General features: G+C 31.4%; 21 protein-coding genes and 1 tRNA gene. 8 read left to right on the top strand and 14 right to left on the bottom strand.

Annotated features, from left to right (window positions below):
* Positions 1–40: 40 nt before the first annotated feature.
* The 3 genes from KO504_RS03705 to KO504_RS03695 form a co-directional block, all read right to left on the bottom strand.
* Positions 41–1621: a M28 family metallopeptidase gene (locus KO504_RS03705; RefSeq protein ID WP_215924978.1), complete on the bottom strand. Its 1581-nt coding sequence runs from the start codon at positions 1619–1621 to the stop codon at positions 41–43.
* Positions 1622–1749: 128 nt separating this feature from the next.
* The gene (locus KO504_RS03700; RefSeq protein ID WP_215924977.1) at positions 1750–2781 is read right to left on the bottom strand and encodes a M28 family metallopeptidase; all 1032 of its coding nucleotides are present in this window, start codon (positions 2779–2781) and stop codon (positions 1750–1752) included.
* 159 nt (positions 2782–2940) lie between these two features.
* On the bottom strand, positions 2941–3267 hold the full coding sequence (locus tag KO504_RS03695; protein WP_215924976.1) for a hypothetical protein: 327 nt from the start codon (positions 3265–3267) through the stop codon (positions 2941–2943).
* Positions 3268–3524: 257 nt separating this feature from the next.
* On the opposite strand from KO504_RS03695, the gene KO504_RS03690 reads away from it, so the two are divergent.
* A tRNA-Ser gene (locus tag KO504_RS03690) sits at positions 3525–3609 on the top strand.
* Between the two features lie 89 nt (positions 3610–3698).
* Here the strand turns inward: KO504_RS03690 and KO504_RS03685 are convergent.
* Positions 3699–4517 (bottom strand): patatin-like phospholipase family protein, encoded by an 819-nt coding sequence (locus KO504_RS03685; protein ID WP_215924975.1) that lies wholly within the window; start codon positions 4515–4517, stop codon positions 3699–3701.
* 118 nt (positions 4518–4635) lie between these two features.
* Here KO504_RS03685 and KO504_RS03680 point away from each other — a divergent pair, with 118 nt between their 5' ends.
* From KO504_RS03680 to KO504_RS03670, 3 genes are read left to right on the top strand one after another with little or no spacing between them, the layout of a single operon-like run.
* Positions 4636–5418 carry an MlaE family ABC transporter permease gene (locus KO504_RS03680; protein ID WP_215924974.1) on the top strand — a complete coding sequence of 261 codons (783 nt, stop codon included), beginning with the start codon at positions 4636–4638 and terminating at the stop codon, positions 5416–5418.
* Positions 5415–6176 (top strand): ABC transporter ATP-binding protein, encoded by a 762-nt coding sequence (locus KO504_RS03675; protein WP_215924973.1) that lies wholly within the window; start codon positions 5415–5417, stop codon positions 6174–6176. The genes KO504_RS03680 and KO504_RS03675 overlap by 4 nt, the downstream gene beginning before the upstream one ends.
* A gap of 38 nt (positions 6177–6214) precedes the next feature.
* Positions 6215–7204, top strand: coding sequence for an MlaD family protein (locus KO504_RS03670; RefSeq protein ID WP_215924972.1), 990 nt, complete (start codon positions 6215–6217; stop codon positions 7202–7204).
* A gap of 77 nt (positions 7205–7281) precedes the next feature.
* Here KO504_RS03670 and KO504_RS03665 read toward each other — a convergent pair whose 3' ends face one another.
* From KO504_RS03665 to KO504_RS03620, 10 genes are all read right to left on the bottom strand, one after another.
* On the bottom strand, positions 7282–8166 hold the full coding sequence (locus KO504_RS03665; protein WP_215924971.1) for an RsiV family protein: 885 nt from the start codon (positions 8164–8166) through the stop codon (positions 7282–7284).
* A 212-nt stretch (positions 8167–8378) separates the two neighbouring features.
* Positions 8379–10346, bottom strand: coding sequence for a heavy metal translocating P-type ATPase (locus KO504_RS03660; protein ID WP_215924970.1), 1968 nt, complete (start codon positions 10344–10346; stop codon positions 8379–8381).
* Positions 10347–10464: 118 nt separating this feature from the next.
* Complete coding sequence (locus KO504_RS03655) at positions 10465–11388, bottom strand: mechanosensitive ion channel family protein (protein ID WP_215924969.1); 924 nt, start codon at positions 11386–11388, stop codon at positions 10465–10467.
* A gap of 9 nt (positions 11389–11397) precedes the next feature.
* Positions 11398–11694: a chaperone modulator CbpM gene (locus tag KO504_RS03650; RefSeq protein ID WP_215924968.1), complete on the bottom strand. Its 297-nt coding sequence runs from the start codon at positions 11692–11694 to the stop codon at positions 11398–11400.
* A 1-nt stretch (position 11695) separates the two neighbouring features.
* Positions 11696–12580 (bottom strand): DnaJ C-terminal domain-containing protein, encoded by an 885-nt coding sequence (locus KO504_RS03645; RefSeq protein WP_215924967.1) that lies wholly within the window; start codon positions 12578–12580, stop codon positions 11696–11698.
* Positions 12580–12792, bottom strand: a complete 213-nt coding sequence (locus KO504_RS03640; RefSeq protein ID WP_215924966.1) for a hypothetical protein — start codon at positions 12790–12792, stop codon at positions 12580–12582. Before KO504_RS03640 ends, KO504_RS03645 begins: the two co-directional genes overlap by 1 nt.
* Positions 12793–12874: 82 nt before the next feature.
* Complete coding sequence (locus tag KO504_RS03635; RefSeq protein WP_215924965.1) at positions 12875–13549, bottom strand: ABC transporter ATP-binding protein; 675 nt, start codon at positions 13547–13549, stop codon at positions 12875–12877.
* 1 nt (position 13550) lies between these two features.
* A complete protein-coding gene (locus tag KO504_RS03630) occupies positions 13551–14813 on the bottom strand; it encodes an ABC transporter permease (protein WP_215924964.1) in 1263 nt (420 codons plus the stop codon).
* On the bottom strand, positions 14810–15892 hold the full coding sequence (locus KO504_RS03625; protein ID WP_215924963.1) for an efflux RND transporter periplasmic adaptor subunit: 1083 nt from the start codon (positions 15890–15892) through the stop codon (positions 14810–14812). The genes KO504_RS03630 and KO504_RS03625 overlap by 4 nt, the downstream gene beginning before the upstream one ends.
* Before the next feature lie 68 nt (positions 15893–15960).
* A complete protein-coding gene (locus KO504_RS03620) occupies positions 15961–16371 on the bottom strand; it encodes a hypothetical protein (RefSeq protein WP_215924962.1) in 411 nt (136 codons plus the stop codon).
* A 106-nt stretch (positions 16372–16477) separates the two neighbouring features.
* Between KO504_RS03620 and KO504_RS03615 the strand changes: the two genes are divergently transcribed.
* The 4 genes from KO504_RS03615 to KO504_RS03600 all read left to right on the top strand — a co-directional run bounded on the left by KO504_RS03615 (position 16478) and on the right by KO504_RS03600 (position 20360).
* Entirely contained in the window at positions 16478–17983 is a 1506-nt protein-coding gene (locus tag KO504_RS03615; RefSeq protein WP_215924961.1) for a sensor histidine kinase, read from the top strand.
* The gene (locus KO504_RS03610) at positions 17980–19032 is read left to right on the top strand and encodes a response regulator (RefSeq protein WP_215924960.1); all 1053 of its coding nucleotides are present in this window, start codon (positions 17980–17982) and stop codon (positions 19030–19032) included. Before KO504_RS03615 ends, KO504_RS03610 begins: the two co-directional genes overlap by 4 nt.
* Before the next feature lie 89 nt (positions 19033–19121).
* Positions 19122–19961: a universal stress protein gene (locus tag KO504_RS03605; protein ID WP_215924959.1), complete on the top strand. Its 840-nt coding sequence runs from the start codon at positions 19122–19124 to the stop codon at positions 19959–19961.
* 12 nt (positions 19962–19973) lie between these two features.
* Positions 19974–20360 (top strand): hypothetical protein, encoded by a 387-nt coding sequence (locus tag KO504_RS03600; RefSeq protein WP_215924958.1) that lies wholly within the window; start codon positions 19974–19976, stop codon positions 20358–20360.
* Positions 20361–20580: the final 220 nt, after the last annotated feature.

Below are 20580 nucleotides of genomic sequence, written 5' to 3'. Positions count from 1 at the left end.
TTTGAAAGGCTTTTTTATTTTTCTAAATAAGTTTTTAAACTTATTTAGAAGCTTTATCTACTACAATTCTTTCAGTTCTATTAGCTACTTCCCAAGCTGTATAAAATACGAGACGTGTTCTGTTTTCTAATAAATCGTATTCAATTTTATCTGCCGTATCTGTTGGCTTATGATAGTCGTCATGTGTACCATTAAAGTAAAATATTACAGGAATATTATTTTTAGCAAAGTTGTAGTGATCAGATCTGTAATAAAAACGGTTTGGGTCGTTTTCGTCATTATATGTATAGTCTAATTCAATATTGGTGTACTTTGTATTAACAGCTTCAGATATATTATGTAAATCTGTACTTAATTTATCACTTCCAATTAAATAGATGTAGTTTCTATCGCCTTCAGTACGTTTAGGATCTATTCTACCAATCATATCTATGTTTAAGTCTGCAACAGTATTTTCTAAAGGGAAAATAGGATCATTATCTGTATAATGTTTAGAACCAAGAAGCCCTTTTTCTTCACCTGTAACATGTAAAAATAAGATAGAACGTTTTGGGCCATTACCTGCTTTTTCAGCCATTTTAAATGCTTCAGCAATTTCTAAAATAGCAACTGTACCAGAACCATCATCATCTGCACCATTATAAACTTGACCATCTTTAATACCTTCATGATCTAAATGTGCAGATATTACTAGAACTTCATCTGGTTTTTCAGAACCTTTAATAAAGGCAACAACGTTTTCAGAAGTTATAGTTTCAGATTTATTTTCAATGGCTAAATCCATTTTAGAGCTTAGAACTTTAGGTGTATTATCTTCTAAAATAGAAGGGTGTAATGCTTTAGCTAAATCTTCATTAATCATAAGCATTGTCATTGCTTCTTCGTTACTTTTTAAAGATAAACGTCCCGAAGCACCTGATTCTTCTTGTCTTTTAAAGAAAGGAGCATATCTAGAAAATAGATCATTATCCATTAATAATAAGCCTGTAGCACCATTTTCTTTTGCAGCTTCTCTTTTGCTAGACATTGCTTGGCGACCATTAGTCCATTTTGTCTCTTCCGTTGTGCCAGAAGTTACATAGTTACCATTTGCATCTTTAGGTTCTCCTGCTTTTACTAAAACGACTTTGCCTTTTGTATCTACATTTTTATAGTCCGAATACTTTTCTGTATCAATCCCATAACCAACATACACAATGTCATTAATAGAAATGTTCATACTTTTAGAAACGGCTAATACAATATGGTGTTCAAAAGCATTGAAAGGTTTTCCATTAACACTTAATTTTGCTTTAGCTACTTTTTGTTTTTCTAAAGGGACTTCCTGAAAATAATCGTCTTCACCTAAAGGTGTAGGAATTCCCATAGCGATGTACTGTTCTTTTAGATATTCAACAGCCATTTTCTGACCTTTTTCACCTGTTTCTCTTCCTTCAAATTCATCAGAAGCATATTTATATAACATGGTTTGTAATTCATCAGAAGTAATTGTTGATGCATATATAGAAGGGTCAACAATTTTTTCTTGAGTCGTTTTTTCTGATGAAGCATTAGTTTTAGAAGAGGTTCCGCAACTTACAATTAAGCCAGAAACACAAAAAATTAACAGTATTTTTTTCATTGAAGTATTCGTTAAGTAAATAGTTTATATGATGGTGTCTTTTTGACTTTAAAATAAGCCAAGCGATAAAGCTACAAAAAAGGGAAGGCTTTAAGTTGTCGTTAAAATTCTTTTAACAAATTTTAACACTAGATAATTTCTTTCTTTAACGGTGTTTCTGAATTTGCTAAATACCAAGCCGTAGCGAAAATTAGCTTTGTGCGTTTAGCCAATAAAGGGTAGTTAATTTTATCTGCGGTATCTGTAGGTTTTGTATAATCTTCGTGTTCGCCGTTAAAGAAAAAGATAACAGGAACGCCTTTTGTCGCAAAATTATAATGATCAGACCTGTAATAATAGCGGTTAGGATCTCTATCTTCATTATATTTATAATCAAGATAAAGATGTGTATAGGTTTCATTGGCTTTTTTGGCAATAAAATCTAATTCTGTACTCATTTTATTTGAGCCAATAAGGTAAATGTAATTTTCATCATCTATATGTCTATTATCAACCCTACCAATCATATCTATATTTAAATTAGCAATAGCATTTTCCAATGGAAATACAGGGTTTTCTGTATAATATCTAGAACCGTGTAAACCAACTTCTTCAGCTGTGACATGTAAAAAGACAATACTTCGTTTGGGATGATAACCATCTTTTTTAGCCATACTAAATGCTTCAGCCATCTCTAAAACAGCCGAAGTCCCAGAGCCATTATCATCAGCACCATTATAAATTTGTCCGTCAATAACGCCTTCATGGTCAGAATGGGCAGAAATGTATACGTATTCATCAGGAAATTCTGAACCTTTTATATAGGCGATAATGTTTTGAGAATCGTTTAAATCGTTTGGTAAAGCATCTTTTGGGACCTTTTGATAGTAATTTGGAGTAGATTCTGGCGCACTAATATTGAGATTTTTATATTGTGTTCTAATATAATCACAAACTTGGTTGTGTCCTTCTTCACCAGTCATTCTACCATTATATTTATCCGAGGAAACTTCTTCTAGGTGTTGTTTTAGTTCTTGGACATTAATAGTATTTAAATATTTTTCTACAATAGTTTTATCTTTGTAAATTATGCTATTCTTGAGGTTGTTAATTTTTTCGCTATGTCTTATTGTAGCACAAGAACCAACAAGAAGAAGTGCAGATGCAACTAATACTTTCATGTGTTTATACCTATTGTTTATATATGGTTACATTCTGTTCATTATTTCCTTTTTCTTTTAGGAAATAAAATTTTGAACCCGGATATTTTATGTAACTAATTGATTTTGGTAAAAATAAGATAAATAGACGTAATTTTTTCTTACAATTAGATCGAAATTTTATAAATCTTTTTCAGTTTTAGTGTCATTAAGAGTTTCTTTAACACCTTCTGTATTTATTTCATTGGGTTGTGCTGTATTGTCTATTTCAACAGTATCAACAACTCCTTTGTAAATGGTTATACTCAAAGAAATAATAACTAATAGAAATATATATTGAATAGTCTTAGTTTTGGTTTGTTCTTTTTTAGAAAGAAATAAAATAATAAGACCACATAAAAATGCAATAATTATTGGAGTAACTGCTAAACTTGAAAATTTAGTAACGGATAAGATTGTAGCTACTATTGATGTGATTAGACCGAGGATAATAATAACTTTTCTCATACGCTTTTAATTTTTGTGCTAATTTAAAATAAAATAAGGCTTTGTTTAACAACATTGTTTCTTTTGTAAAAACAAAATGATGATAACGTTGATTCTAAGTTGTTTATTTGTCTAAACATATATTGTGCCGAAAATTAAAATGGCATATAAATATGATTGATTTAGGTTTTCAAATTGATGAATTTAAAATTTTTTAAAAAAACGAGACAAAAACCTTTGGTTAAAAGAAAAAGGATTTTATATTTGCACCCGCTAAAGGAGAAATGGCAGAGTGGTCGAATGCGGCAGTCTTGAAAACTGTTGAGGGTCACACCTCCGGGGGTTCGAATCCCTCTTTCTCCGCAAAAGGAAACCCATAACGTAAGTTGTGGGTTTTTTGCGTTTAATAATCAGAACTTATTTTTATTAATATGAGTTAATCCAAACTAAGATCAACCTTTTGATAATGTAGATGTTGGTGTTTTTAAAAGGGGATTGTTAACAAGCTTTAATTTAAACGATGTATTACTTTTTAGTGTTTCAATAGTTGTGTTATAGCCAATATTAAATATATCGTTTAGGTACTTTTTGTCAAAAGTACCATACTTGCTAAGTACTTTAGGTGATATTACTAAGTCGCAATATTTAAATTTTTTATAATCTTCTTTAACTGATTTTAATTTAAAGGCACGCTCTACAACATTATGAGAGTGTTTTAAATCTTCAATAGTAACAGTATCATAGTCATTAACGTAGCTTCCAATAATTATATCGCATTTTGATTGTAATGCACTAATAGGGAAATTATTAAGTACACCTCCGTCTATATAAAAAGAATCACCAATTTTTACAGGTGCAAAAACACCAGGAAAAGCTGCCGATGCTAAAATGGGCTTAATGAGTTCTCCTTCACTAAATGTTTTAAGATTGCCTTTTAAAATATCTGTAGCAGTAATGGTCAGAGGTTTTTTTAGGGCATTAAAATTATCATCTTTTAAAAGACTATTAAATTGAGGATAAAATTTTTCAGCATCTATAAAACCGGGTTTGCCAAGGGCATATTTTTTAATATCCAACAACTGAAATGTTTTAAAGAATTTTAAAATGGTCTTCCAATCATATCCATAAGCATATAAGGCTCCAACAATGGCACCTATACTTGCACCAGAAATATGGGTTGGAAAGATGCCGTGTTCCTCTAAAGCCTTAATAACACCAATATGTGCAGCTCCTCTCATACCACCTCCTGATAATACTAAGCCAATATTCATAATCTATGAATGTATTGATTGTTAAAGTTAAGAGGAATACCTTGTTTATAAAATGATTTATATCATTTCGTAAAATCCACTATTACAATACATTTGGTTATATACTATTAAATAAAAAATGTCTGGTATTTCTAAAATTAAAGATCGATTACAGGTGTTCTTAATTGAGCTAGGTGATATATCGTATTTTACGGGACGTTTTTTTAAAGAAGTATTTAAGCGACCTTTTGAAATAAAAGAGTTGTTACGGCAATGTTATAATATGGGCAATCGTTCATTGCTATTAGTTGGTATAACTTGTTTTATTATTGGTTTGGTATTGGATTTACAGACGCGTCCTACATTAATGGAATTTGGCGCTGTATCTTGGATGCCATCTATGGTTAGTATTTCTATAGTTAGAGAAATTGGGCCAATTATAACCGCTTTAGTTTGTGCAGGTAGAATAGGCTCTAGTATTGGTGCAGAATTGGGTTCTATGCGTGTTACAGAACAGATAGATGCTATGGAGGTTTCGGGGACAAACCCGTTTAAATACCTTGTTGTTACGCGAGTATTGGCGGTTACTTTGATGCTTCCATTATTAGTAATCATTGGAGATGCTATTGCGCTGTTTGGGTCTTTTTTAGTTGAAAACCTTAAAGGCAACGTGTCGTTTACACTTTATTTTAATCAAGTTTTTGATTCTATTGAATTTGGAGACATTATCCCAGCTACAATTAAATCTTTCTTTTTTGGTTTAGCTATCGGAATTGTGGGATGCTATAAAGGCTATTATTGCGCCAAAGGTACTGAAGGTGTTGGTAAAGCGGCCAATTCTGCAGTTGTGGTCAGTTCATTATTGTTATTTGTCATTGATTTTATTGCCGTTTTTGTAACAGATATTTTTTATGATTTATGAAAGGAGATAGAAATATATCACATCCAGACATAGTGCTTCAAATTAAGGACTTGTACAAAAGTTTTGGCGATAACCATGTGCTAAATGGCTTTAATATGAAACTTTATAAAGGTGAAAACTTAGTCATTATGGGAAAGTCTGGTTCAGGAAAATCTGTAATGATAAAATGTTTGGTGGGTTTAATGCAAGCCGATAGTGGTTTAATTTCAGTTATGGGTAAAGATATTACGACGTTAACTCAAGAGGCTTTAGATATTTTAAGAGCTGATATTGGATTTTTGTTTCAAGGTAGTGCGCTGTATGATTCTATGACTGTTCGTGAAAATTTAGAATTTCCTCTAAGACGTCATTCTAAAAAAAAGCACAAAGATTCAAATACCGAAGCACTTGTTTTGGAAGCTTTAACCAACGTTGGTTTAGCTCATGCTATAGATTTAATGCCTTCGGAATTATCTGGTGGTATGAAACGTCGTGTGGCTTTAGCGAGAACTTTAATTCTTCAACCCAAAATCATTCTTTATGATGAACCTACTAGTGGATTAGATCCTATTACTGCAAAAGAAATTATCATTCTTATGCAAGACGTTCAGAAAAAATATAACACCTCGTCACTTATTATAACGCATGATGTAGATTGTGCTCGCGTTATTTCAGATCGCATGTTATTGCTTATTGATGGTATTGATTATGCTGTTGGTACATATACAGCTTTATCAACGTCTGAAGACCCAAAAATTAAAGCTTTTTTTAAACATTAATATGCCTTTCATTTAAAGGAAGACACAAATTATATACAATGAAAAAAACAAACTCACAAAAACTACGATTGGGATCCTTTGTCCTCATAGGTACCATTCTTTTTATAGCAGGTGTGTATTTAATTGGGCAACGTCAAGATATGTTTAAAAAGACCTTTACATTGAGTTCTTATTTTCAGAATGTCAACGGTCTTCAAAAAGGAAATAATGTACGCTATTCTGGTATTGATATTGGGACGGTTAAAAATATTGTAATGATTAATGATTCTACAATAAAAGTAGAAATGTCTATCGAGGAAAAGATTCTTTCGCATATTAAAAAAAATGCGATTGCTACTATTGGATCAGACGGATTAGTTGGGAATATGATTGTGAATATCGTTCCAGGAAAAGGAGCGTCAGAAATTATAGAAAATGAAGACATTATAGCATCTTACAGTAGAATTGGAACGGATGATATTTTAAATACTCTTAACACAAGCTCTGAAAATGCAGCTATACTGACTTCAGATTTATTGAAAATTACAAACAGAATTACAACAGGAAAAGGCACCATAGGTGTGCTTATCAATGATACCGTTATGGCACAAGATTTAAAACAGTCTATTCATAATTTAAAAATAGCAAGTCGTGGCGCTTCTCATACTATTGCAGAGCTAAATAGTATTGTTTCTTCGGTAAAAACAGAAGATAATACCATTTTAGGAATGTTGTTGAATGATTCTATTTCAGCTGGAAAATTGAAAACAGTTGTAACTAATCTTGAGATATCAAGTGCAGAAATTGAGACGCTGTTAAACAATGCCAATGCCGTTGTAAGTGATTTTAATTCTAGTAATGGAGCTTATAATTATATGGTAAAGGATACCTCGTTGGTTAATAGCTTAAAATCTACGCTTAAAAATATAAACGAAGGCACTGATAAGTTCAATCAAAATATGGAAGCCTTAAAACACAACTTTTTAACTCGTGGTTATTTTAGAAAATTAGAGCGACAAGAGAAAAAAGAAGTTAAAACGAAAGAATGATTGTATATTATAATAGCTATAATTGTTTTGGCTTCCAAATACCGTTTTTAGTAGAGCATAATTCTATAACGTATAAATTAAAAGACTAACGGATTAGATTCGTATTTTTTTAAAACCGATAGCAAATCTGTTAAAGGAAGTTCTATGGAATACGTACCAGTATAGGATGGGCAGATGACACAATCATCAAAATAAAATTCTATATAGGTATCATTGAGTACAAAGTTATTTTTACTTGTAAAAAAATCATCCGAAGAAACTTCCCAACAGTCGTAATACATTTCTCCTTTACCAATTTGACTGTTTATACTTTCATTTATAATACTTACTAATTCTTCTTCTGACCCTTGATTAAAAAAGTCTTCATAAGTCATAAAAGTTCCTCTGTTTAAGTCAAAATTAAAACAATCAAAAGAAAAGCTAGGATGCATTGCTCCGTTATAAAAATTCTCTTTGTAAAACAATACGCTTACAAGTTGGTCATTTACATTATAAATTTTGTAATCTATAAAGCGTTCTTCCCTAAAAGTTTTTGCTGTAATACTATCGCATAATAATTTATTCTCTAAGATATCCGATTCTGTTTGGGTGATATTAATGTAATAATCATTAATAAATTCATTGAAATTACTGTTCGTGGGTTTATAAGATTCGTTTAGCAATGGGTATTTAAAATTGATGGTGTAATCTTTTTTATCGACGAGATATTTTTTATCAATAATTAATTTTTCTAGCTCTTCACTTTCGTCTTTTTTTTCAATGAATTGTTTTTGCTTTAATTCAATAGTAATAGATTTATCTAAGGATTTAATATCTAAGTCCTTTATTTTTATAGTATCGTTCACTATTGGATTTGTATCTTCTATAAGATTATGATCAATGTTGCTTTCTTTTCGCTTTTCATTTTTACAAGCTGAAACGATTAGAAATAATAGCGCTATATATAAATATTTTATAGTCATGGTTTTACAAATTGGTTGCGTTTTAATTGACCTGTAATCTCATCTGTTTTTATTTAGAAACCAACAGGGAAATTTATCCGGATTTTTGTGATTAAGCTAATTTATTCAGAATGTTTGCTTTAGACTATGATATTGGTCAGTTCTACTAAAAATCAAATGAGTTGATCTCTTTCTTTATTTAAAGGTTAATTGTAATTTTTATAAAACAGCAATTAATTCACTTTGTAGCGAAGCAGTCGTAAAGCATTTAAAACCACTACAATGGTTGAGCCTTCATGAAAAGCAACAGCTACACCTATATTTGTTAACCCTAAAATGGTTACAGGAACCAGCAGTATTACAACACCAAGACTTATAAAAATGTTCTGTTTTATAATACGTTTAGACGCTCTACTCAAACCAATAACAAAAGGTAAATTTTCAATTTTATCTGACATTAAAGCGACATCGGCTGTTTCTAAAGCAACATCACTTCCTGCGGCTCCCATGGCAATACTAACGGTGCTCAATGCCATTGCAGGTGCGTCATTAACACCATCTCCAACCATGGCTATTTTTTTGTCGCGTTTGATTAATTGTTTTATAGCTGAAACTTTATCTTCTGGTAGTAAGTTCCCTTTGGCTTCCGTGAGTCCAATTTGTTTGGCAATGGCATCTCCAACATTTTGATGGTCACCTGTGAGCATAATCATGTGTTTAATGCCAATTTCTTTTAAACGTAATAGAGTAGAGGTAGCCGTTTTTCGAGGTAAATCCATAACACTAATTAGTCCAACAATTTCATTATTAAAAGCCACTAGCATTACGGTGTGTCCATTTTGTAAAAGCTGATCCATTTTAGAGTGGATAGAATCAGTCACTTTTATGTCTGAGTCTTCCATCAGTTTTACATTTCCGATGAATGCTTTTTTGCTCTCATAATTTGCTTGAATACCTTTTCCTTGAATGGCGTTAATATTTGAGGCTTTATTATCGAAATCAATAGTGTATTTTAGCTTTAAATCATTTGCTATGGCTTTTGCTAGTGGATGATTGCTTAAACTTTCGACTTCAAACACCAGCTTAGCCAAGGTTTTTTCATCAATATTCTTTAACGGAATTAGATTTGTAAGTTTAGGTTTTCCTTCTGTGAGTGTACCGGTTTTATCAAAAGCTATCGTTGTGATTTCGCCTAAATCTTCTAAGGCTTTTCCACCTTTAATAAGTACTCCTTTTTGTGCTGCTCTTGCAATACCACTTAAAACAGCACTTGGTGTAGAAATTGCTAAGGCGCAAGGGCTGGCAGCAACTAATACTGTTATAGCTCTATATAAACTAGTATCAAAACTTTCGTCTATAACCAAGAATGCAAAACACAATAGAAATACAACGATAATAACAATGGGTACATACCATTTTTCGAATTTTTTGGTGAGCCTTTGGGTTGGTGATTTTTGAGCTTCAACTTCGCTTACCATTTTTACCAATCGTGATACTGTGGAGTCTTTTGTTAGTTTGAGTACTAAAATCTCAATGCTGCTATCTCCATTAATGGTGCCTGCAAAGACGACATGAGTTTTGTTAATATCTTTAAACTCTGGTAAATTTGTAGTGTTTTTAATAAAGGTTTTGTCTACAGGTATGCTTTCTCCTGTTATTGGTGCCTGATTAATGCTTGTACTACCATTTATAATAACACCATCAGCAGCAATTTTAGTATTAGGTTTTACTACAATAACATCATTAATTTTTAAAGCTTCTATTGCAACTTCTTTAAGTTGCCCGTTTTTTTTAACCAGTGCTGTTTTGGGAGAAAGATGGCCTAAAGCTTCAATTGATTTTTTAGCTTTATTCATGGCGTAATGCTCTAAAGCGTGGCCCAAGCTAAATAGAAATAAAAGCAATGCGCCTTCTGCCCAACTACCAATATAGGCCGCACCAACAGCTGCAGCAATCATTAAAAAATCAATATCAAATTCGCCTTTAGGAATTTTTTTAGATGCTTCAATAGAGATAAAGAAACCTCCCAAAAAGTAGGAAATTATGTAGCTTAATAAAGACATCCAATCTGCTAAACCTGTTAATTTTTCAATGAAAAAACCTATGCTTAGAAAAATGCCGCACAAAAAGGCAAAATAGAGCTCTGTCTTTTTACCTAAAATTTGATGATGAGAGTGTGCTTCTTGTTCTTTATTTGCCATTGAGAATGAAATAATCTTAATTCAAAATTATTAAAAGTACTAAATTATATTATGTACTTGTTTAAAAATCAAATTGTTAGAAGTGTCGTGGCTTACAAACAGAAATGACCGTTATTTGCTATTGTGTCTTTTTAGCTTCTTCTGATTGTACCTTTTGTTCAGGAATTTTAATAAGTTCTATGGTCGTTGATGCTAATACGACCTTGCCGTTGGTTGTTTCAAAAGCTTTACGAATATTATCGTGAAGTAGGTGTCTTGTCAATCGTCTTTTTTTGTAATCTACAATATATCTTAAATTAAATTCTACCCAATTATCAGTAAGTCTAATAGCGAGTGTTGGTCCAACTTCGGCATCTTCAATATAATATTTATTGACTACCGCTTCCCATTGGAATTTAGATGCTTTGGTGTATTCTGAAAGGGTTTCTGAAGCAATTTTAAGTACAATAGTTTTGGCAAGTTCCATATCAGAACCATAACGAATTGGCAAGTTGAATTGATCCCAGATAAAAGGAAAATCTTGCGAATAGTTATAGATTGGTCCTTTAAAAACGAAGGCATTACTCAGTTTTACAATTCGCCCACTATAATTGTCACTTTCAACCCATTGGCCTATCTCCATCATGGTGGTATAAATGCTATCTACATCAATAACATCTCCTTTAATACCATTGATTTCAATTCGATCTCCTGGTTTATAAACTTTTACTAAAAAGATATAAATAGAACCCGCTATACTTAAAATTAATTCTTGTAATGTAAATGCTAAACCCGCTGTAAATAAGCCTATGATGATTGTAAAATCTTTTATAGATCCAGAAAAATAAGTGATGGCTAAAAAGATTAACAGCACATAGCCTAAAATTTCTATGCCTTTTTGGGATTTATAGCGAATCGAGGTATTAGAAATACGCTTTTTTAAATAACGTCTTATTAGCTGAATGGCCAATAAAATAACTATTAAAATGGCAATGAACCTAATCACATTCCAACTAAATGGATTGGCGTTTAACCATTCTTTTATGTATTCTATAGACGTCATAGTAGAGGATTAAAAACCTTCATAAACGCTCAATTTGTTCTTTAAAACACGTATTTCTTCTTGTAGTTGTTCTACTTGTTTTAGTAAATTATAAATGGCATCAATCCCTTCAAAATTAATGTCTAAATCATAATGCATTCGCATCATTTTTTCAATAGCATTAAGCTGATTTGTCTGTAAATAATCTTGATTGTCCGTAATAGTGATTTCTATTAATTCGTATTCTTGTAAAGCATTAATAAACTTTATAGGCACATTGTAATGCGTGCAAAACTGTTGTATTGATATAAGTTGTGTTGTGTCCATATTATCGCAATTTTGAGAGTTCTGTAAAAAGTTCTTTTTCTTTTGCTGAAAGATTTTCAGGTAACTTTAAGTTGTAAGTAACATACAAATCTCCATATTGACCTTCTTTTTTGTATTTAGGAAACCCTTTGCCTTTTAACTTTACTTTAGTGCCGTTTTGGGTTTCTGGTTTTACCTTAAGTTTTACTTTACCATCAAAGGTGTTTACCATAATTTCGCCACCTAAAAGGGCTTTGTATAAGTCTAAATCTACAGCAATATATAGGTTGTTTCCATCCCTTCTAAATGGGGAATTATTAACCACAGAAAACTCAATATACAAATCGCCATTTGGACCACCATTCATGCCTTTTCCGCCATGTCCTTTTATTTTAATGACTTGTCCATTTTCTACACCAGCAGGAATGGTAATTCTTATGTTTTTGTTATTTACGGTTAATGTGCGTTTGTGTGTGGTGTAAACATCTTTTAGGTCTAGTTGTAGTTGCGCATTAAAATCTTGACCTCTAAATTTTACTTGTCTTCCGCCGCTTCCAGAAGCTCTACCACCAAACATGTTACCAAAAAAATCTGAGAAATCTTCTTCAGAATAACCTCCTTGAGTGCTTTGTGAGCTTCGTTGATACTGCTCTTGCTGTTTCGCTTTTTCGTATTCTTCTGCATGTTGCCAATGTTCTCCATATTCATCGTATTTTTTACGATTTTCAGCATTGCTTAATACTTCGTTAGCTTCGTTAATCTCCTTAAATTTTTGCTCAGCATCCTTATCATTTGGATTGAGGTCTGGATGGTATTTACGTGCCAACTTACGATAAGCTTTTTTAATATCGTTTTCTGTGGCACTCTTTGAAATACCAAGTATTTTATAATAATCTATAAATGCCATTACTGTTTATTATGAGTTTTACTGTATTGTTTTAATATTTGTTTTAAACTTTCGAGATAATCTTCCATAATCTTAATAGTCATATCGGGATGAATTTTAGTAGGAATAGTCATTGGGTTTTCATCCAAGGTCGCATATAATTCAGGATAATTTACCTCAATACTTGTTGTTAAAGTGATGATTTGGTTTTCTATGTCTTGAATTGTTTTCATAGCATTTGATTAAAACTTGATTATAAAGTTAGTTACAAATACGCTTATTACAAATGATTTATATCATAAATAAGAGGTGAAGCTAAGGGAGTATTTTTCCATCTCCCATTTGAATAATTCTATCGGTTTTATTTGCAAAATCTTCATCATGTGTTACTATTAAAAGTGATAAACCTTGCTTAACACTCAATTGTTTAAAAATGTTAAACACATTTTCGGCATTATGGCTGTCTAAATTTCCTGTAGGTTCATCTCCCATAATTATAGCAGGATCGTTTATAAGCGCACGTGCTATAGCTACACGTTGTTTTTCGCCACCAGAAACGCGAGAAGCTTTTTTATGAGCTAAATGCTCAATATTTAAGATTTTAAGCTTTTGCATGGCATTGTGCTCAATTTCTTGAAGCGATTTTTCTGCTAATTTCTTGGCAGGCAACATTACGTTTTCTAATACTGAAAACTCTGAAAGTAAATAATGAAACTGAAAGACAAAACCAATATGCTTGTTACGTAAATAGGATAAATGCGTACTATCTTGACCTGTTATAAGTTTGTTTTTGAGATACAGTTCGCCTTCATAATCGGTATCCATGGTAGATAGAATGTAAAGTAATGTCGATTTTCCACAGCCCGATTTTCCCATGATGGATGCAAATTCCCCTTTTTTAATTTGAAAACTAATATCCTTTAACACGTGAAACTTCACAGGTTTTTTAAAATATTTATTGATATGTTTAGCTTCTAAAACAATACTCATATTACTGTCCTCTTATAATTTTTACTGGATCTATTTTTTTTGCTTTCTTAGATGGCAAATAGCCTGCAAGAAAAGTGGAAACCATTGCAAACGAAAACCCAATGATAAAGTACAACGGATCTTTATTTATAGGATATGTATCTACCGTTGGTAAGGCTTCAGTTTTAAAGGGAATTGTATCGATAAGACTCGTTAATCCAAAACCAATAATTAAACCCAAAACACCTCCAACAAAACCAATAATCATGGCTTGACTCATAAATATAAATTGAACATCCTTCCCTGAAAACCCTATAGCTTTAAGAATAGCAATGTCATTCATCTTTTCATAAATAAGCATATTTAAAATGTTGTAGATGCCAAATCCAGCAACGATTAAAAGCGTTATAGATACCGCGTATGTAATTAAATTTCTAATCGTGGTTCCGGTTTCAAACTGTGCATTTGCCGTTTTTATATCAATAGCTTTAAGCTGAAATTGTTGTTCTATTTTTTTTGCTAATGGTATCGCTGTTTCTATGTCATTTAGTTTTACATTAATGTCTGTGATATAGTTATTAGCTTCTCCTAAAATGCGTTGTACTGTTTTAATAGTAGTAAAACTTTGAATAGCATCTAAATCGGCAACACCACTTTGATAAAATCCTACAATCTTTAAATGGAATATACCTCCGTTTATTGGACTTACCTGAATACGATCACCAACTTTTAAGGCCATTTTTTTTGCAATGCCAATACCTAATAAAATCCCATTATCAGTGTTTTGCAAGGCTTCAGCAGAACCTTCTACAATATAATCACCTATATTAAAATATTTGGCTTCTTCTATTGGGTTAATGCCTGTGAGATTTCCACTAAGCTCTATCGAGCCTGCGATATAGAAAATTTGTGCTTTTACCTGCGGAAGCGCACCTAATACCTTATCATCGTTTTCTAAATAATTGATAATAGGTAAGGCGTTATGTATTTTTTTCTGACTTAATTTGGGTTTGATGGAATGAACAACGTTAAAAATATTTTTAAAATCATCATATAATGAAATGGGTTGGTTTTCGGTTGGTTCAATTTCGTTGTAAATATGAATATGTGGTGTTTGATTTAGAATTAAATCGTCTAACATGGTATTTAAACCTGTCATAAAACAGACTAAAGTAATATAAGAGCCAATACCAAAAGTAACACCTAATGCAGCAATAGATGTTTGTTTCAGTTTTGTGAGCAAATGCGTTTTTGCAATACTTAATATAATATTCAAATTGGTCATTCTGTTGGTTTGTAGATATAGGTGTCTTTAGTGAGGCCTGAAAGTATTTCTATAGCATCCATATTTTGTACACCTGTTTTTACAGTTACGATACCTTCGTCTGTTTTTACTTTGTTATGATCTATTAAATAAGCTTTAGGAATGGTTAATACGTTTTCTTTTTTAGCAATGATAATATTAGCTTCACCAGAAAGACCAGGATACAAAACTTCTGGGGGATTTATAAATATGGCTTCAACCGTAAAAGTTTGATTTCGTTCATCTTTTTTTGGGTAAATTTTAGAAATTTGAGCTTTAAAAACGGTATTTGCATAAGCTTCTAAAACAAGTAATACGTCTTGAGATTTGTTTATTCTAACAATATCTACTTCATCTACTAACAGATTAATTACAAAACGATTAGCACTTCCAATTGCAGCTAGTGGTTCCATGCTTGTTACAATCTCACCAGGTTCTTTTAGTAGCGCGTAAACTTTGCCGTTTATTTTACTTGTAACCATAAAGTCATTTGTAGCAATGGCTGCTGTATTAAAGTTGTTTTGAGCTTGGTTTACTGCTGTTTGTAGTTCGTTTTTAGTTCTGTCGTATTTGTTTTTTAGAAGCTTTAATTGATTTGCAGCTAGTTCATAATTAAGCTTTTTAGTGTCGTATTGCAGCTTAGAACCTATATGCTGTTCCCATAGCTTTTTTTGTCTAAAATAATTCACAGAATCATTTTTAAATTTAAGCTTAGCCGCCTCAATTTCATCGTTTATACTACTCAAAATAGCGGCACTACCATTGTAGTTTTCTTTGGCGAGTTCTAAGGCAAACCTCGCATTTTCACTATTTAGTTTAGGTGTACTATTTATGATTTGAAATAAGGGAGAACCTTTAGTTACTACGTCTCCTTCTTTTACTAAAACGTCATCTAAAATTCCAGAAACCACAGCGTACACATTATAGAGACTATCTGGTTGAATTGTAGCGGAAGCATAAACAGATTCGGACAATGATTGTTCGGTAGGTAAGGTTTTATCTTGTTTTTCTGAACAAGATAACGAGAGTAATAGAACACTGATAAAAAAATATACTTTCATGTCTAATAGGCTAGTATAGCTTGTTATTTGCTATGTTCATTTTAATTGGTCGTAGTAATGGCGCCGTTTTAAGGTATTTTTAATTCTATATCTAGTTTTGCTAACAGTGCTAATTCTGACTTGTTTATGCCAGAAAAGGCATAAGCAATAGTAGATGCTGTTTTTAACGTTAAACGTCTAATGTCTGGAGTAAAAAGATGATTTTGGCTCTTTTTGTAAGCGATAAAGTCTTTGAAACAGGCTTCTGCGTTGAGTTCTTCTTTTTCATTTAACCAGTCAAAAACAATTTCTATTTGGTAAGCGGCATCTGTACCAAAAGTATCTTCAAGCTCATCAATATCTAACCACTGTTTTTTTACAAGGTTCTTTAATTTATCAAATTCTATAGGTCTTACATTGCCATCTGATGCTGCAATGGCATAAAACAGTTTACCAAGGTTTTGATAAAATGCTAATGTCATTTTCTTTTTAGTTGCCATGTTTTAAGGTTTTTAGAATAAATCAAATTTAGAGCTAGTATTCGTTTTAAAGAATGATATAAATCAGTTATCTTTAGATGCTTTATCAACCTAATATTTGAAGTATATGTTTCAACAAGATCAAGATATATCTAGAGTGCTTTTAGACGCTGTTTCCGAAGGGGTTATAGTGGTTGATGAACATCAAAATATAGTTGAAACTAATGATTCTGCAAACCAAATGTTTGGTTATGCTAAAGGGGAACTCATAAAACAGCCCTTAAACGTTTTAATCCCTCAAAATTATCATGCTGGTCATGGAGCTCATTTTAATGGTTTTATGAAGCATAAAGAGCGCAGGCAAATGGGGCATGGACGCGATCTTTTTGGCGCTCGAAAAGATGGAAGTGTTTTTCCTGTAGAAGCAGGACTAAACCCGTTTACCATATACGGAAAAGACTATGTTATGGCTTTGGTGATAGATATTAGTGAGCGTAAGTACATGGAGCAAGAACGAAACCATTTGGCAAGTATTTTCCAGGAATCACTAAATGAAATTTATGTATTTAGCACTCAAGACTTAAAATTTATAAACGTTAATTATGGGGCACAGAAAAACATTGGTTATAGTTTAGACGAACTAACCAATATGACACCTCTTGATATAAAACCAGAATTTAAAGAATCGGAGTTTAGAGAAAAATTAGATTTACTTAATAATACCAAAGTCGAAAAGATTGAATTTGAAACGGTTCATAAACGAAAGTCAGGAAGTACATATCCTGTAAATGTACATTTGCAGCGCTCAAAATTAGGAGATAAAGATGTGTTTTTGGCTATTATTTTGGATATAACTGAACAAAAAAATTATACTAAAAATTTAGAAAAAACAGTTGCCGTACGTACAGAAGAACTTAAAATGGCTTTAGCTGCAGAAAAAGAATTAAATGAATTAAAAACAAAATTTTTATCCATGGTATCACATGAATTTAAAACACCTTTAAGTGGTATTTTAACTTCTACGATGTTATTAAAAAAATATAAATTAACTGAGCAGCAAGAAAAACGAGAAAAACACATTAATACTATTACAGATAAAGTTCAATATCTCAATACCATTTTAAACGATTTTCTTTCTGTAGAAAAACTAGAAAAAGGTAAAGTTAATTATAAATTTACCACGTTTAAATTGAGTAAAGTCTTAAATGAGGTCATTTATAATGCCAATATGTTATTAAAAGATGGTCAGAAAATTAACTATCCAGAAAATATAGATGATATTTCTTTATATCAGGATGAAAAAATCTTAGAACTATCTCTATCTAATTTAATTTATAACGCTATTAAGTATTCCTCTGAAAATACCATTATTGATATCAATATTTCTCAAAATGAAACGACTACCATTTTTAAAGTAACGGATAATGGTATTGGTATTCCTGAGAAAGATCAAAAAAATATATTCAATCGCTACTTTAGAGCAGAAAATGCATTACTCATGCAAGGCACAGGTATTGGATTAAATATTGTAAAAGACCATTTAGAAAACTTAAATGGTAGTATCGCATTTGAAAGCGAAGAACACAAAGGCTCAACGTTTACCATAAAACTTCCCAATAAAGCACAAGAATGAAAACAGTATTATTAATAGAAGACGATACCGTATTAAGAGAAAATACAGCAGAATTATTAGAGCTTTCTAACTATGAGGTAATTACTGCTGCCAACGGACAAATAGGCCTAGAAGTCGCAAGAAATCAAACTCCAGATATTATAATATGTGATATAATGATGCCTATTCTCGATGGATATGCTGTATTAGAAGGCCTATCAAAACAGGATAGCACCAAGTTTATTCCATTTATATTTTTATCTGCTAAGACCGAACGTGGAGATGTAAGAAAAGGCATGAATTTAGGAGCCGATGATTATATTACAAAACCTTTTTCTGAAGATGAAATTTTAAGTGCTATAGAGAGTAGAATTGCAAAAGCTGCTATATTGAAGGATGAACGAGAATCTGCTAATAACACTAGTGATACCAATGAAGATGAATTAAGAACCTTAAATGATTTAAAAAACTTCTTTGATGATAATGGGAAGATTTTTAACTACAGCAAAAATGATATCATTTACAAAGAAGGACATAATTCTAATTATATTTATTTAGTGACTAAAGGTATTGTAAGGTGTTATAAATTTGATGAAAAAGGAAAGGAGCTTACTACAGCACTTTATAAAGAAGACGATCTTTTTGGTTATACGTCATTCACAGATAATATTCCTTATAGAGAAACAGCAATAGCTTTGAAAGATGTAGAAATGGTAGGTGTTTCTAAAGCCCAGTTAAAAGAGGTATTGGATAAAAATCACAAGCTAACTTTAGAAGTTATTCAGTTATTAACCGATGACATTACAGGTGTTAAAGACCAATTATTACAAATGGCTTACAGTTCTGTACAAAGAAAAACGGCTTTAACCATCTTAAGGTTTGCAGAAAAGATAAATTCAAAACCAGAAGATCCTATTAAAATTTCCCGTAACGATTTGGCAAGTGTTGCCGGTATTGCTACTGAGACCTTGATAAGAACCATGTCTCATTTTAAAAAGCAAGGACTCATAGAAATGGAAGGTAGAAACATAAAGGTTTTAGACCTTCAGAAATTGCAAGACATCCACTAATCCCTTTTCGTGTTTATCTAATATGACCAATATCATATTATAAAAGTGTACATCGCTTTAAATTTGTTTACACTAAGAAATTTAAAGTGATGAATATTTTATTACCAACGGATTTTTCTGAAAACGCACGCAATGCTATTTCGTATGCTATAGATTTTTTTAAATCTTCGGAATGTAATTTTTACCTGCTTCATGTTAACAGAATAGAGGCTATAGTTGCAGGCGAAGACAGTTACATGCCAACAGCAGAAGTTATAGAAGAAATATATACTAAGCCTTCAAGAGATAAATTAAGACAACTACTCAAAGAAATAAGTGAAAATCACGGTGAAAATCCAAAACACCGTTTTTACACACTTATTGATAATTATTTCTTTTTAGAATCGGTAAGAAAACATGTCGAAGAAAAGAAAATAGATATGATTGTTATGGGTACAAAAGGCGCATCAGGACTTAAGGAATATATCATAGGAAGTAACACCGGAGATGTTATTACTAAAGTAAAATGCACCACTTTAGTCGTTCCAGAATACGCCAAATATAAAGCGTTAAAGGAAATTGCATTTTCGTCAGATTTTAATCTCTCGTACGATATTAATATACTACAACCTTTAACAGATATTTTAAAAAATTTAGAGAGTAATCTAAGAGTTATACATATTCAAGGTAAAGCAGCATCATTAAACCCAGAACAACTCAATAATAAAGAATTGCTTAATGATTATTTTGAAGAATTTAATCCAAGTTTCCATTTTCTTACTAATAAAAAAGTCGAAGATGCTATACAGTGCTTTGTAGAAAGTAGAGCTGTAGATATGATTGTTATGGTAGCTAAGAATCTAAATTATTTTCAAAATATTCTATTTCATACTAGAGTTGAAAAAATAACATATCATACAGATATACCGTTTTTGGTATTGCACGAATAAATCACTTTAATTATGGACACTTCAGTTTTTTTAGCAAAATTTTGGGGATGGTATCTTATCATTTTCTTTTTAATATTAAGTCTTAACCCAAAGCGTATTAAACAAATATTTAATGATTTAAAAGATGAAAAATTTCTAATCATTTTTTCTTTTATGGCTATTATCATTGGATTACTAAATGTAATATTTCATAACATTTGGGAGCCGAATTACACCTTAATTATTACACTCATTGGTTGGACCTCTTTGTTTTTAGGATTAGCTTTATTTATGTTTCCTAAGAAAACAGTTAAATGGCTGGTAATCATCAATGTTAAAATGGTTCAAGTAATTTATACGTTATTGTTTTTAATTGGTGTTTTTTTACTGAATGAGGTCTATGGAATTGTACTTGTATAAGTTTAAAAATTAGAAAGAGAAACCTATTCTTTTTATTTAGTGCTTATACATATTTAAAAATGATTTTTGCTATTAATCAGAAAGACATCTAGCTATTTTAGTTAGATGTTTTTTTATATAAACCTATCTGATATATATCATAGTTTATAGATTGTTAACACTTTAACTTTATAAATAAAATCTAAACACAGTTATTTTAACCAATTTTTATGAGCATTAA

The organism is Winogradskyella psychrotolerans (assembly GCF_018860565.1).
Taxonomy (GTDB): domain Bacteria; phylum Bacteroidota; class Bacteroidia; order Flavobacteriales; family Flavobacteriaceae; genus Winogradskyella; species Winogradskyella damuponensis.
Note: the sequence above shows the minus strand (reverse complement) of the source record. Positions and strands in the feature narration are given on the sequence as shown.

Coding starts and splice junctions, on each gene's coding strand:
- KO504_RS03705 (WP_215924978.1), bottom strand. CDS start 1,621: ATGAAAAAAATACTGTTAATTTTTTGTGTTTCTGGCTTAATTGTAAGT.
- KO504_RS03700 (WP_215924977.1), bottom strand. CDS start 2,781: ATGAAAGTATTAGTTGCATCTGCACTTCTTCTTGTTGGTTCTTGTGCT.
- KO504_RS03695 (WP_215924976.1), bottom strand. CDS start 3,267: ATGAGAAAAGTTATTATTATCCTCGGTCTAATCACATCAATAGTAGCT.
- KO504_RS03685 (WP_215924975.1), bottom strand. CDS start 4,517: ATGAATATTGGCTTAGTATTATCAGGAGGTGGTATGAGAGGAGCTGCA.
- KO504_RS03680 (WP_215924974.1), top strand. CDS start 4,636: ATGTCTGGTATTTCTAAAATTAAAGATCGATTACAGGTGTTCTTAATT.
- KO504_RS03675 (WP_215924973.1), top strand. CDS start 5,415: ATGAAAGGAGATAGAAATATATCACATCCAGACATAGTGCTTCAAATT.
- KO504_RS03670 (WP_215924972.1), top strand. CDS start 6,215: ATGAAAAAAACAAACTCACAAAAACTACGATTGGGATCCTTTGTCCTC.
- KO504_RS03665 (WP_215924971.1), bottom strand. CDS start 8,166: ATGACTATAAAATATTTATATATAGCGCTATTATTTCTAATCGTTTCA.
- KO504_RS03660 (WP_215924970.1), bottom strand. CDS start 10,346: ATGGCAAATAAAGAACAAGAAGCACACTCTCATCATCAAATTTTAGGT.
- KO504_RS03655 (WP_215924969.1), bottom strand. CDS start 11,388: ATGACGTCTATAGAATACATAAAAGAATGGTTAAACGCCAATCCATTT.
- KO504_RS03650 (WP_215924968.1), bottom strand. CDS start 11,694: ATGGACACAACACAACTTATATCAATACAACAGTTTTGCACGCATTAC.
- KO504_RS03645 (WP_215924967.1), bottom strand. CDS start 12,580: ATGGCATTTATAGATTATTATAAAATACTTGGTATTTCAAAGAGTGCC.
- KO504_RS03640 (WP_215924966.1), bottom strand. CDS start 12,792: ATGAAAACAATTCAAGACATAGAAAACCAAATCATCACTTTAACAACA.
- KO504_RS03635 (WP_215924965.1), bottom strand. CDS start 13,549: ATGAGTATTGTTTTAGAAGCTAAACATATCAATAAATATTTTAAAAAA.
- KO504_RS03630 (WP_215924964.1), bottom strand. CDS start 14,813: ATGACCAATTTGAATATTATATTAAGTATTGCAAAAACGCATTTGCTC.
- KO504_RS03625 (WP_215924963.1), bottom strand. CDS start 15,892: ATGAAAGTATATTTTTTTATCAGTGTTCTATTACTCTCGTTATCTTGT.
- KO504_RS03620 (WP_215924962.1), bottom strand. CDS start 16,371: ATGGCAACTAAAAAGAAAATGACATTAGCATTTTATCAAAACCTTGGT.
- KO504_RS03615 (WP_215924961.1), top strand. CDS start 16,478: ATGTTTCAACAAGATCAAGATATATCTAGAGTGCTTTTAGACGCTGTT.
- KO504_RS03610 (WP_215924960.1), top strand. CDS start 17,980: ATGAAAACAGTATTATTAATAGAAGACGATACCGTATTAAGAGAAAAT.
- KO504_RS03605 (WP_215924959.1), top strand. CDS start 19,122: ATGAATATTTTATTACCAACGGATTTTTCTGAAAACGCACGCAATGCT.
- KO504_RS03600 (WP_215924958.1), top strand. CDS start 19,974: ATGGACACTTCAGTTTTTTTAGCAAAATTTTGGGGATGGTATCTTATC.